Genomic DNA, 11,991 nt, shown 5'->3' on the forward strand with positions numbered 1-11,991 from the left:
AATGAATTTGAGTATATTTGGTTTAAAGAATATTCCTTATTTGAAAGAAGGGGATAGTATAGAAAAGCTTATTGAAGAAAGCATTAAAACTTCAGAATTTTTTATCGAAGACAATGATGTGCTTTGCATAGCTTCTAAAGTTGTATCTATCGCAGAAGGCCAGGTGATGTCTTTAAACGAGATACAAGTGAGTGATGTAGCAAAAGAAATCCACAGGAATATTCCTCGTAAAGATCCTAGAATAATTGAAATTATGCTAAATTTAGTCAATAGAGATCTGTCACGTTTAGATATCAAAAAAAATTACATTGGTTGTCGCTTGGAAAATGGTTTAAAGTTGACAAGTGGTGGAATCGATAGAAAATCAGTAGATGAAGTATTTCTTTTACCTAATAATCCGGATGCTTCTGCAAAAAGAATTTCGGAATATCTTAAAAAATCACTTGGAAAAAATGTTGCAGTTGTTATAACAGATAGTGATGGTAGAGAGGATAAAAGAGGTGCTACTCAAGTAGCAATTGGTATTTATGGTATTCATCCTTTGAGAAAAACAGAAGTAATAGATTCACAAGGAGAGACAATAAAATTCCAAGAAGAGACTTTGTGTGATATGATTGCAGCTTGTGCTGGCTTAGTAATGGGGCAACGTGGAACTGGAATTCCAGCTGTCCTCATTAGGGGCTTGGATTATAAATGGTCTGAAAATACTAGTATTAAGGAAGCATTAAATGAGTAGAAATCAGGACTGTAAGAATATTCTAATCATTGGTTTTGGAAAAATTGGGAAAATTAAAGCGTACAAGTGGCTATCACGCGGATATGAGGTATATGTCAAAGATTTGAAATTCTCCAGCATGAAATACCTTAATACAAATAGTGATGTGTTGGATGATTTATCACGACAATATTTTACTATTGAGATTTGTACTCCGACAAATCACCACCTTACGCTATTGAAAACCGTTATAACAAGGTATGTCTATTCTTATATTAGCATTGAAAAACCACTGTGTAATAGGTTAGAAGATTTAGAAGAAATGAAGTCGCTAGTAGAAAGTCACCCACATCTAGCAAAAAAAATTTTTGCCAGTGAACAATACTTCTTTTCGAAAATTTTGGAAAAACTGTTACAAGTAGATTGTTTCTCTCTAGATAAAATCAAGGAAATAACAGTTGATTTTTCTAAAGATAGGATTGAGGATAACGAGAATGGGAGATTTTTAGATAAAGAGATATTGGGCTATGGAATAGAGATTCCTCATATCATTGCTGTCATTTCTTATTTAGGAATTTCATTAGAAGAATTCAAAAAAGGAATCTTTGTGAATGCTATTTATATAAAAGACTTAGAGAAACACGATTATTCAATAGAAATCTTATCTTGTATTAATCAAACAGTGATTAAAATTATTAGTAATTTGGGAAGTTTTGCAATAAGAGAGGGCAAGATTGAAGGAGGTGATGCTAAAACAGTAAGAAGAGTTACCATTGATGACAAAACAATACTATTTGATCCACATCCTAAACTCGAGAGGTATAAGAGTGAATTGGTAACTGGGACAAATACGTTTCAAATACACGATGATATGATGGACACGTATATCAGTTTGTTAGAAGGAAATGCTATTCCTGAAGATTGCTATATCAATAATGCAATTGAGATAACAAAATTATTAATTAACTTATATTCAGAATGTGAAAAAATTTATTTATGAGGTGTAACTATGGATTTAAAAATTACAAACGGCTTTTATGACCCAAGTCATTTATCATACGAAGTAGTAGAACGCAAAGGCTTAGGTCACCCTGATACCTTAGCAGATGGAATTGCTGAGCAAATTGAAATTGATTACTCACTTTATTGTTTGGACAAGTTTGGTGTTATTCCACATCATAATTTTGATAAGATTATTATCCGAGGGGGACATTCAGTTCAGGATTTTGGTGGAAGTGACTTTATTGAACCAATTAAAATTATTTTTCTAGGTAGGGCGAGCAAAAAATGTTTTAATAGTTCAATTCCACTTTTTAAAATTCAGAAAAAGGCTGCAACTAAATATTTAAATAGAATTTTACCTAATTTAGATGTTGAAAATTATGTAGAATTTGAGACATTGACCTCAGATTTTACTACAAAAACTAATTGGTTCTCGCCTGAAGCAATAGAAGATTTACCGGAGTATCTAGATGTACCAAAGGCAAATGATACAGCTACAATGATAAGTTATTGGCCATTAACAATTTCTGAAGAATTAGCATTAATGATTGAAGGGTATTTTTATAAATTAGATAAGAATGAATTACCAACGCCAAGATTTACTAAAATGGGTGGTGATATTAAAGTAATGGTCGTAAGGAACGATTTAGAATATTCTATTAGAATAAATTTTCCTTTAATAAGTAAATTTTTTAACAATGATATTGAAAGTCAGTTGTATGTTGATAAACACGTAGAAAAAATTAAGAAATATATTGAACAAAAGTATAAAAACATAAGCTTTTCTATTGATTACCATTATTATTTAACTACTACAGGTTCTTGTATTGATTTTGGAGAAGAAGGTGCAGTTGGTCGAGGTAATAAAACTCATGGTATCATATCAAGTTTTAGGCCAAATACTATGGAAGCACCAGCTGGAAAAAATTGTACTTATTTTGTAGGAAAGGTTTGGGGATTTTTGTCTGATACTATTGCCAAAGAAATTTATGAAGCATTCAATACTCCCTGTCAAATCATTATGCAATTAAATATTGGATCAAAATTGTATAGACCAACCCATTTATTTATTCAGACAGAAGAAAGTGTTGATCAAGAAAGAGTATTAGAAATTGTTAACAGGCATTTAAATAATGGTAAACAAAATACTAATTTAATCTTGTCAACTCAACATTTTATTCCTAAAACCAATGTCTATGATGGATAAAACTGTTTTATATTTTGGGTTGGTTGAAATTTCTTTTGATGTGCCTGACTTTATATTTCAAAAAATAAAAGAGCAGAATAATAAAATTAGATATTATAGCAAATCAATAAATATATTAGGTAGTGTAAAATTTATTAACAGCAATCAGCAATTTATAGAATATGATGGCAATGGAAATATTTTAGTTTATGGAAGATTAAAGTATTTTAAAGAAGGAATTTCATTATACTACATTGGAGAGTACTTAGCTGAATGTCTCTTGATTGAACATAGTGACACCTTATTAATTCATGCAGCAGCAGTTTATAATCCTTTATCTGGCCATTCAATTTTACTATTAGGAGATAAAGGTGCTGGAAAAACTACGGTTGCAATAAGGCTTTGTATAGAACATGGGTATCACCTTATTGGTAATGACCAAGTAATATTTGGTTCGAACTCTGGAATACTACTAACTTATGCAGGGACATCTTTCTTTAAAATAAGAAGGACAGCTGTTTTGTCGGACAATTTACTGTTTAAATTATTTAGCAAATTTTTTAATCGTTCATTACAATTTAATAAGGCAAGTTGGGATGATAAAATTTCAATTTTCCCAAAGGAGTTGGGAATACGAACTTGTAATTTTTCTACTGAAATCTCAAAAATTTATTATATAAAGACAGACAAGAAAGAAAAGCAAATTTATCATTCAATTTGGAGTGATAGTTTAGCAAGTCTATATCTAAATGAGCTATTGGGAAGGCATATTTCTGGACAGGTTGCATGTTTTCAATCAGATAATGGAAAATATTTTTCTACAATGCCTTTGATAAATTATGAAAAAAATAATCGGGTACGAGAACAGATAGTGAAGGGTATTTTCGCTAAACAAAAATTATTTAAAATTACAGCAGCTACGCCAGCTAAGATTGCAGAAGCGATTATAGAAAATGTTAAGAAAAACTCATAGTGTGGGTGAATTTGGGGATTAATATGAAGTATTGAAAAAGGAGTAAGAGTAATTATGTTTGTGATAGGCATTCCAACTTTAAATGAGGCAGATAATATCAGTAGATTAGTTAAACAAATTGATGAGTATGCTGTAAATTTAGGGAAAGAAATTATTATTATTAATTCGGATAGTAAAAGTACAGATGGAACTCCGCAGATTTTTTTAGAAACCAAAACTTATAACACCAAAGTTTCGATAGTATCAGAAGCTAAAGGAAAAGGTTATAATGTGAGAAATATTTTCGAATATGCAATAAATCATGTGCCGAATTTCTCCGGTTTAATTTTGATTGATGGAGACGTTGTCTCAATGAAAAAAATGTGGTTAGAAAAGATGTTTATAGCAATTGAATCTGGAAATGATCTTATAATCCCAAATTATGCTAGAAAATCTTTTGAAGGAAATGCGACAAACCATTTTATTTATCCCATGTTAGTGAAAATTTTCAAACGTGATATGCCTTATCAATGCATCTCTGGTGATTTTGGATTTTCAAGAGGATTGATAAAAGATTTAACTTTGAAATGTAATTGGCACAAATATACATTAGGTTACGGGATAGATATTTTTTTAACCTTAACAGCTATATTAAAGTCATACAAAATTAAGGAAATCGATTTACAATCAAAGATTCATAAAAAAAGCTTTGAGAAAATTGAAAAAATTTTTTTAGAAGTTTCACAAAGTTTCTTCGAAACTATTAATGATAATTCTTTGAATCAAGATAAGTTACGTTTAAATATAAATTTTGAAAGTCATTCAAGACAGTTTATTAAGTCCAGTGATATCCTATCCAGCAATGATATCGAGAATTTAAAGTTAAGAGCGTTGTTTTTATTACAGGAAGAAAAACAGTATCTACATGGGCTGTCAGAGGTAGAATGGGACGGAATTTTGTCTAATACAATTAACAATATTTATAGATATAGTAGTGAGGAACATTCGTTATATTTATTACCACTTTATTTATTGAGAGTATACAATTATCTAAAGTACAACTAAGTTTTCAATTTTTATTAATCTTGAGAAGGAGTGTGATTGGTGGAATATGTTTCAATATGTTTAGCTTATCTAAATAATAAATACAGTATGTAAGTAAATTTATTTATAATATTTTTGATACTTTGAGTAGTAACGATAATATTTAATTTTTTGATGGATTATTTTAATTGACTTTAGTGGGTTAGATGCCAGTTTGGATTTTTGATATTTGTGTTGAGTTTAAAAGATAAAAACACTTAATGAAAATCTGTTTTTTCTTAGAAAGGGGACCAGTATGATTGAGACGCTAATGAGTACGTTGGAAATGGTTAGAAAAAAATCCTAGTAGGACTGCAATCGAAGATGACTTTGAGGAATATAAAAAGAGAAATCTACCAATCTTTGTCAGTGAAGATGATAGTGTGATCTATTATAGACCAGGGTTCATTTTTAATGAATTCTATCCCAATATTTCAGGCTGGAGACAAGAACTAAAGACTAAGCTTACTAGTATTTCTTTAATTTCTTTACATTTTATTGGTGTTGTTGACGAACAAAAAAAGGGGGGAATATCTAGGTTCTTTTTCTGATACATCTGAATTCTTAAGTAGACATCCAAAAATTTATATCATCTCATTTAGGTATAAAAATCAATTTTATATTCTTTCTAACAAAAAAATTGATTTATAAAAAGTTTTAGAATAGAGGTTAACATGAAAATTACAGTTGTAGGCATTGGATACGTTGGATTATCGATAGGGCTCCTACTTGCAAAGGAACACGACGTCACCTTTTTTGATATTGATAATAAAAAAATTGATTTAATAAATAAAAGGCAATCCCCTCTTAAAGAAGCAGCTATAAACAAACTTTTATGTAAGGCAAAAAATATTAATGCAACTTCTTCTGAAGAATTAGCATATAAGGATGCGACTTTCATAATCTTGTCTTTGCCAACCAACCTAAAATTTAATAAGCTTGATACTTCCATTATCGAAATTTCTGTAAGTAATATTTTAAAGATAAACAAAAAGGCTACAATTGTAATAAAGTCGACAGTTCCAATTGGTTTTACAGAATATTTAAGGAATCGATTTCACTACAACGATATCATTTTTTCACCTGAGTTCCTTAGGGAAGGATCAACTATTCATGATCAATTGTATCCTTCGAGAACTATAGTTGGAAATGAATCTAGAAATTCTCAATTATTCTTAGACATACTAACAGATATATCGGTTGAAAAAGACTCGCCATCTTTATTAGTTGGCTCTTCTGAAGCAGAAGCGATAAAGTTATTTTCGAATGCATACTTGGCACAAAAAATTGCTTTTTTTAATGAGTTGGATACGTTTGCTGAAATGCAAAATTTGGACTCAAAAAAAATTATTGAGGCTATGGGATATGACCAGAGAATAGGAAATTCGCACAATAATCCTTCTTTCGGTTTTGGTGGGTACTGTCTTCCTAAGGATATTAAGCAATTAGAGTATCATTTTAAAGAAATTCCAGCACCAATTATTACCAGTATAAGTGAATCTAATTTATTAAGAAAAATTCATATAGCAAAAATGATTTTGAACAGCTCAGCTAAAACAATAGGAATTTATAGAATTAATTCCAAAAAAGATTCGGATAATTGTAGGGAATCTTCTACAATTGATGTTGCTAAACTTCTAAAAAGCAGTGGTAAGGATGTTATCATCTTTGAGCCCTTAATTAACCAAAAAAAGTTTTTGGGGTGCCCTTTAATTAATGATTTTAATGAATTTATTAAATATTCGGATATTATAGTTGCCAATAGAATAGATGATGCTCTGAGAAAATGTAATTCAAAAGTTTTTACACGTGATATTTTTCAGTATGATTAACAAAAACATTTTTGCGAAAAAATATTTTTAAGTAATAAATTCAGTTAAAAGTTATTATATCTGAAAATTTTAAAGGTCTTTAAAATGAACAATAGGAAAAAAAATATTCAATATTTAGTGTATAGTAAAGTTATATATCGAATTGGCGATGTTATGTTTGATTTTGCTAACAATACTTTTCTTGCTGGGCTTAATCCAGCGTCTCTATCATTAGTTGCAGTATATCAGTCTCTAGAAAGTGTCATAGGTGTTCTATTTAATTTATTTGGTGGAGTCATTGCAGACAGTTTCAAGCGGAAAAAAATTATTATTACTACAAATATCTTATGTGGCACAGCTTGCTTAGTACTCTCGTTCCTAACAAAAGAGCAATGGTTGGTTTATGCCATTGTACTAACTAATGTTATCTTGGCATTTATGAGTGCTTTTTCTAGTCCATCCTATAAAGCATTTACAAAAGAAATTGTTAAAAAAGATAGTATATCACAACTTAATTCATTGCTAGAGACAACAAGTACTGTAATCAAAGTAACAGTTCCTATGGTAGCAATTTTCTTATATAAGCTACTTGGTATACACGGTGTATTACTATTGGATGGACTATCATTTCTAATAGCTGCTTTACTAATTTCCTTTATTTTACCTGTTAATGACGAAGTGGTGATAAAGGAGAAGGTGACAATCAGAGAAATATTTAACGATTTAAAAATAGGATTTAAATATGTTTACAGCCATAAGTCCATCTTTATTATTACCGTTCTTTCTGCACTTGTTAATTTTTTTCTAGCCGCTTATAATTTATTGTTGCCCTATAGTAATCAAATGTTTGGAGAAATTTCAACTGGACTTTATGGCACTTTTTTAACAGCAGAAGCAATTGGTGGATTTATTGGGGCAATATTAAGTGGTTTTGTGAATAAAGAATTATCAAGTATGAGATTGATATTGTTTCTATCTTTATCAGGACTGATGTTAATGTTAGCTCCCCCATTTTATATTATGTTTCATAATGCAATTATTTTAGCTTTGTCACCAGCTTTATTCAGTTTATTTCTTTCCATCTTTAATATTCAATTTTTTTCTCTTGTCCAGAAAGATGTTGATAACGATTTTTTAGGGAGAGTGTTTGGTATTATCTTTACAATAACTATTCTTTTTATGCCTATTGGGACTGGCTTTTTCTCGGTGGCATTAAATCCTAACAATAGCTTTAATCTTTTTATTATTGGTTCGTGCATTACTACATTGTCATTAGTATTTAGAATATTATTTAAAAAGTATAATATTCGTTAACAGTTAGTACTAAGTATTATTGAGAAAATTATTTTTTTTCAAAGTAAAGGCACTAAGTTGATCTGACTTACACATCTTATCAACTTAGTGCTTTTTTTATTTCTAGATATTATTATCTACAATTTCTACTATATCTTCAATCTTACAATCAAGTGCAATACAAATTTCCAATAAAATATCAGTAGTGATATTTTCCCCTTTTCCCAATTTTGCGATCGTGGAAGAACTAATCCCAGCTTCTTGCCTGAGCTTTGTTTTGGTCCAACCTTTATCAATAAGAAGTTTCCATAATTTATTGTAACTAAATCTCATCTGAGTTTTCTCCTTTGTTCCATGAAATACCGTAGAGTTCATTTCCGTTACTAGAGAGTCTCAATACCGTATTTTCTGACAAGAGTTGATTAGCATCTGGAGAATAAGAGCTGGCTTTATCGAAGACTAAAAAGACTTGTTTGTTCAATGACCTTGACTGGTCATATAGCTTCAAAAGTGCTTCAGTCGCTTGGTAGCTAACATTACTCAAGAGTAATGAATCGTGTGCGAGTGCTGGCAGATTAGTAAGGTAGAGCATTACTAAGTCGAATACAATCATCCCTTTAAACTTAGTTCCTGTACCATCATCATCTGGTGTATAGAAGGAGTAGCTATTGTGAGCATTTAGGTTAATTTGAGGAGCTTTGCGAATATCTGGATATAGAATGTTATTGACTTCACGCATCTTACTGTTGATTTTTACTTCTAGATCTAGAAGGATATCTTCTGTACTGCGTTTCAAGTCAGCGTCCGTTTCTGATTTTTCTTTGGATAGACCAGACTCCTTTAAGTAGGCCTCGTTTTGTTCTTTTAGTGCATTGATTGTAGCTGTTAGTTTAGAGTAGTTTTCTAAGTACTCACTTGAAAGATTTGGGATGTTTCCTAGTTCTTGAAGTTCTTGGTTTAGAGTTGTTAATTGACTCTCTAATTCGTCGATCTCAGCTATTAGGGATTCACGTTCAGTTGAGAATTCGGAATCTAAAATAGTTTCCAATTTTTTGTGGTAAGCTTCAACTTCATATAATTTTTTGAGATTAGTATCTGGGAAGTATTGTTGAAGCTCTGTTAAGTCAGATTCAGTAGGATATAAGCCAAATTCGATACTGATGTCCAATAGCTTAAGACGTCTTTGCTTGTCCCGAAGACTGCTTTCTAACTCCAGCTTAGTATTTCTAAGTTGGAGTTTTTGTTGATTTTTTTAAATATCATCAGAGTCAATTTTATCTTGATGAGTATCTTGGAGATGTGCTAAATCATATTCCAATCTTTTTATTTCTGAGACATTTGCTTCAAATTGCTTTTTACCGCCAACCAGGTTGGAGATGAAGGCATACCTGCGAGCATTACGAAAAGTTGTTAACTGGTCGCTCTTATCTTTCAGACGTTCTTTGTATCGTGCAATGTTATCATACAAATTAAACAGTTGGATGAGAGTAGTAATAGATTCAGAAGATTTTTGGCTCGAATAAACTTGTAAGGGGAAATCGGTATTTTGATTACTTTTTCCTGCAATCCTAAAGAAGCCACTCATAGCTAATCGGAATGATAGCTCTGGAGAATCTAAATGATATCGTTTCTTAAGTTTGTTAAGAAAAATTCCTAGGTCCATTGTTTCACCGGTTGGAGAGTAGCTCTTGTCACACACTAGAATGATATCTGGGTTGGCCGTATCTCTTGAAAAATAAAACTTTTTCTCAAATTGAAAGCAGAAGTAGATAGGATGATCACCTAATTTTTTAACCGCAATTGATTTTAGATAGCTATTACCTCCAAAGATGAAATCAATGGCTAATAGTGAGGAGGATTTGCCGATAGAGTTATCAGCTAAATCCATCCCCATAATCACGTTTAACCCATGGTGGAAGCAGATTGGTTCCCGAATTTCTCCGTGTTTCTTAAATACTGGAGACCACATTTCTATAAGCATAATTTTACTTCTCCTTCATTAGACATTTCAATAGCGTTCAATGCATACAAGCAATCCATTATGGATAGAAAATCTGTAGGATCATCCAACTCTTCTGAGATAGCGTGAAAGATATCTTTGACGTTTGAGTTTCTACTTTTGATTTCATTTAGCACTCTAGGCAAATAAGCAAGGGTGCTTTTTTGATAGGAGTAAAGTTTATTTGGTAATTGCATTATTCAAGTACCTCGCATTTTTGGATAAAGTAAGAGACAATCATCTGACAGAAGTAGATGTCCTGTAGTGTAGCCAGATGGAGTTTTTCCGAAATAGTATTGAAAATAGCCAGATTATTATGCTTGGCTGCTTTTAACTTTTTATACATCGATCGCGTTTGATATTGGATTTTCTCGTAATCAATTTTTCCTTGTTTGTCCAAATTTACGATGATTTTTTGAATGGTTAAGTAGTTATCAATAACTTGGTTTTTAACCAATTGATAAAGCGTACGATTGTTCTCAGGTGATATCTTATCAGTCAATTGCTTCGAGTCATAGGAGATATTATATTCATCACATTTTAGTTTATTGAGACTAGTCAAAACTGAAACAATTCCACTGTCTAACTTCATATCAGAAATCGCTTGTTGGCTGTTATGTGCAGAGACTAGAATCTTTTTAACATTTTTTAGAGTTGTTACAATTTTTTTGCGCCTATCTGCTTGATAGGTTAAAAAACCATCTGGGCAGAGGGCTATCAGATTCAGTGCTTCAGCGTCCTTATCTTTTTCAATGGCTGAAACCTCGTAATTTTCTGCTGCTAAGTTGCCACTGGTTAGAATGAGTGGTCTATCACAGCCTGGGCATGCACAACAGTTATTAGATTCTGTTAACAAGAACTGCCCGTATTGTTTTTTGAGTTGATTCGACTGGGTAGTGAACGCTGTATTTTGCACAGTGGTTAATTTTACAATCCCTGTCTTCTCTCTGATGGTTACCAGAAGATACCTTGGAATTGCGGTGTCGACTTGACCATGGTGCCTTTTGGGCAGGGCTATAAGGATATGAGTCCACCGTCCAAGGAACTCTATAAACTCATGATGGTAGGGAAAATCTAACATGTTGGTCATCCAGTCCTTAAATGGATGGGACAAAACGTGGTGATGCGACAAGCCCCTGGAGGCAACATCAAGCCAGATAAGGAAAAATCTGTTGAGAAGATTGACGGTATTGTAGGTCTTATCCTGGGGCTTGACCGTTGCATTTGCCGCCAAGGTGATGAAGCTAGCGTCTATGATGAGCGAGGGATATTGAGTTTTTAGTTGAGTCAACTCTAAAAACGTGATACAATGTCGTTACAAAAAAGGAGGATAACCATGGCTAAAACGGGAACTTTGAATTTACGAGTTGATGATTCAGTAAAAAGTGCGGCAGATGATATTTTGAAACGCTTAGGTATTCCTATGTCAACTGCGATTGATATGTTTTTGAATCAGATTATTTTGACTGGGGGTATCCCATTTGATGTTTCTCTACCTGAAGCGCCTCAACGAGTTAATGTTGATTACATGAGTCAGGAGAAGTTTTATGATAAGCTTATCACCAGCTTTGAAGATGCGAAAACTGGCAACCGTCAGGATGTCAGAGAATTTCTATTTCAATTGAAGGAAAATGCTTAATGAAAGAATATCAGGTCACCATGTCGGATGATGCTAAAGCAGATTTGCTGAGCATCTATCACTATGTTCGTGATGAACTCTGTGCACCACAGGCAGCGGATGATCTTCTTGAGAGGTTATCCCAAGGAATGTTATCACTATCCATTTTTCCTGAACGTTGTGCCATCATTGAGGATCTGATTGGAAAAGGCTATACCTTCAGACAACTGATTGTCAAAAAATATCGCATTGTATATCATGTTCTGGAAGATGAAGTTATAATTGTTGCGGTCGTCTATGGATCACGTCATATGAATAATTGGTAAAGTAAG

At 32.1% G+C, this 11,991-nt stretch carries 13 protein-coding genes and 1 pseudogene; 10 read left to right on the forward strand and 4 right to left on the reverse strand.

What is annotated here, in order from left to right; all coding sequences use genetic code 11:
- Position 1: 1 nt before the first annotated feature.
- The 7 genes from cofE (at position 2) to B6D67_RS02420 (ending at position 8,063) form a co-directional block, all read left to right on the forward strand.
- On the forward strand, positions 2 to 736 hold the full coding sequence (gene cofE, locus B6D67_RS02385; RefSeq protein ID WP_010921993.1) for a coenzyme F420-0:L-glutamate ligase: 735 nt from the start codon (positions 2 to 4) through the stop codon (positions 734 to 736).
- Complete coding sequence (locus tag B6D67_RS02390; protein ID WP_010921994.1) at positions 729 to 1,715, forward strand: Gfo/Idh/MocA family oxidoreductase; 987 nt, start codon at positions 729 to 731, stop codon at positions 1,713 to 1,715. Before cofE ends, B6D67_RS02390 begins: the two co-directional genes overlap by 8 nt.
- A gap of 9 nt (positions 1,716 to 1,724) precedes the next feature.
- Entirely contained in the window at positions 1,725 to 2,924 is a 1,200-nt protein-coding gene (locus B6D67_RS02395; RefSeq protein WP_002985626.1) for a methionine adenosyltransferase, read from the forward strand.
- Positions 2,908 to 3,876, forward strand: coding sequence for a phosphoenolpyruvate carboxykinase (ATP) (locus B6D67_RS02400; protein WP_010921995.1), 969 nt, complete (start codon positions 2,908 to 2,910; stop codon positions 3,874 to 3,876). Before B6D67_RS02395 ends, B6D67_RS02400 begins: the two co-directional genes overlap by 17 nt.
- A 54-nt stretch (positions 3,877 to 3,930) precedes the next feature.
- Positions 3,931 to 4,920 carry a glycosyltransferase family 2 protein gene (locus B6D67_RS02405; RefSeq protein ID WP_010921996.1) on the forward strand — a complete coding sequence of 330 codons (990 nt, stop codon included), beginning with the start codon at positions 3,931 to 3,933 and terminating at the stop codon, positions 4,918 to 4,920.
- A 692-nt stretch (positions 4,921 to 5,612) separates the two neighbouring features.
- Positions 5,613 to 6,770 carry a nucleotide sugar dehydrogenase gene (locus tag B6D67_RS02415; protein WP_011285434.1) on the forward strand — a complete coding sequence of 386 codons (1,158 nt, stop codon included), beginning with the start codon at positions 5,613 to 5,615 and terminating at the stop codon, positions 6,768 to 6,770.
- Between the two features lie 84 nt (positions 6,771 to 6,854).
- Positions 6,855 to 8,063: an MFS transporter gene (locus B6D67_RS02420; RefSeq protein ID WP_010921998.1), complete on the forward strand. Its 1,209-nt coding sequence runs from the start codon at positions 6,855 to 6,857 to the stop codon at positions 8,061 to 8,063.
- Positions 8,064 to 8,165: 102 nt separating this feature from the next.
- On the opposite strand, the gene B6D67_RS02425 is transcribed toward B6D67_RS02420, so the two are convergent.
- The 4 genes and pseudogenes from B6D67_RS02425 to B6D67_RS02445 all read right to left on the reverse strand — a co-directional run bounded on the left by B6D67_RS02425 (position 8,166) and on the right by B6D67_RS02445 (position 11,131).
- A complete protein-coding gene (locus B6D67_RS02425) occupies positions 8,166 to 8,375 on the reverse strand; it encodes a helix-turn-helix domain-containing protein (RefSeq protein ID WP_002985621.1) in 210 nt (69 codons plus the stop codon).
- Positions 8,365 to 10,023: pseudogene (locus tag B6D67_RS10360) on the reverse strand (DUF2326 domain-containing protein). The gene B6D67_RS02425 and the pseudogene B6D67_RS10360 overlap by 11 nt, the downstream one beginning before the upstream one ends.
- Entirely contained in the window at positions 10,014 to 10,238 is a 225-nt protein-coding gene (locus tag B6D67_RS02440; RefSeq protein WP_010922001.1) for an ABC-three component system middle component 7, read from the reverse strand. The pseudogene B6D67_RS10360 and the gene B6D67_RS02440 overlap by 10 nt, the downstream one beginning before the upstream one ends.
- Positions 10,238 to 11,131, reverse strand: a complete 894-nt coding sequence (locus B6D67_RS02445) for an ABC-three component system protein (RefSeq protein ID WP_160338849.1) — start codon at positions 11,129 to 11,131, stop codon at positions 10,238 to 10,240. The genes B6D67_RS02440 and B6D67_RS02445 overlap by 1 nt, the downstream gene beginning before the upstream one ends.
- A gap of 33 nt (positions 11,132 to 11,164) precedes the next feature.
- On the opposite strand from B6D67_RS02445, the gene B6D67_RS10185 reads away from it, so the two are divergent.
- The 3 genes from B6D67_RS10185 to B6D67_RS02455 are packed head-to-tail and all read left to right on the forward strand — an operon-like array spanning position 11,165 to position 11,985.
- Positions 11,165 to 11,323: a terminase gene (locus B6D67_RS10185; RefSeq protein ID WP_227868691.1), complete on the forward strand. Its 159-nt coding sequence runs from the start codon at positions 11,165 to 11,167 to the stop codon at positions 11,321 to 11,323.
- Between the two features lie 54 nt (positions 11,324 to 11,377).
- Entirely contained in the window at positions 11,378 to 11,680 is a 303-nt protein-coding gene (locus B6D67_RS02450; protein WP_002991611.1) for a type II toxin-antitoxin system RelB/DinJ family antitoxin, read from the forward strand.
- A complete protein-coding gene (locus B6D67_RS02455; RefSeq protein ID WP_011285435.1) occupies positions 11,680 to 11,985 on the forward strand; it encodes a type II toxin-antitoxin system RelE/ParE family toxin in 306 nt (101 codons plus the stop codon). Before B6D67_RS02450 ends, B6D67_RS02455 begins: the two co-directional genes overlap by 1 nt.
- The last annotated feature ends 6 nt before the right edge of the window (positions 11,986 to 11,991 follow it).

Origin of the sequence: Streptococcus pyogenes, assembly GCF_002055535.1 — a bacterium.
Classification (GTDB): domain Bacteria; phylum Bacillota; class Bacilli; order Lactobacillales; family Streptococcaceae; genus Streptococcus; species Streptococcus pyogenes.

Bases quoted from the DNA above. Each gene is read 5' to 3' on its own strand.
- cofE (WP_010921993.1), top strand. From the start codon at position 2: ATGAATTTGAGTATATTTGGTTTAAAGAATATTCCTTATTTGAAAGAA.
- B6D67_RS02390 (WP_010921994.1), top strand. From the start codon at position 729: ATGAGTAGAAATCAGGACTGTAAGAATATTCTAATCATTGGTTTTGGA.
- B6D67_RS02395 (WP_002985626.1), top strand. From the start codon at position 1,725: ATGGATTTAAAAATTACAAACGGCTTTTATGACCCAAGTCATTTATCA.
- B6D67_RS02400 (WP_010921995.1), top strand. From the start codon at position 2,908: ATGTCTATGATGGATAAAACTGTTTTATATTTTGGGTTGGTTGAAATT.
- B6D67_RS02405 (WP_010921996.1), top strand. From the start codon at position 3,931: ATGTTTGTGATAGGCATTCCAACTTTAAATGAGGCAGATAATATCAGT.
- B6D67_RS02415 (WP_011285434.1), top strand. From the start codon at position 5,613: ATGAAAATTACAGTTGTAGGCATTGGATACGTTGGATTATCGATAGGG.
- B6D67_RS02420 (WP_010921998.1), top strand. From the start codon at position 6,855: ATGAACAATAGGAAAAAAAATATTCAATATTTAGTGTATAGTAAAGTT.
- B6D67_RS02425 (WP_002985621.1), bottom strand. From the start codon at position 8,375: ATGAGATTTAGTTACAATAAATTATGGAAACTTCTTATTGATAAAGGT.
- B6D67_RS02440 (WP_010922001.1), bottom strand. From the start codon at position 10,238: ATGCAATTACCAAATAAACTTTACTCCTATCAAAAAAGCACCCTTGCT.
- B6D67_RS02445 (WP_160338849.1), bottom strand. From the start codon at position 11,131: ATGACCAACATGTTAGATTTTCCCTACCATCATGAGTTTATAGAGTTC.
- B6D67_RS10185 (WP_227868691.1), top strand. From the start codon at position 11,165: ATGCGACAAGCCCCTGGAGGCAACATCAAGCCAGATAAGGAAAAATCT.
- B6D67_RS02450 (WP_002991611.1), top strand. From the start codon at position 11,378: ATGGCTAAAACGGGAACTTTGAATTTACGAGTTGATGATTCAGTAAAA.
- B6D67_RS02455 (WP_011285435.1), top strand. From the start codon at position 11,680: ATGAAAGAATATCAGGTCACCATGTCGGATGATGCTAAAGCAGATTTG.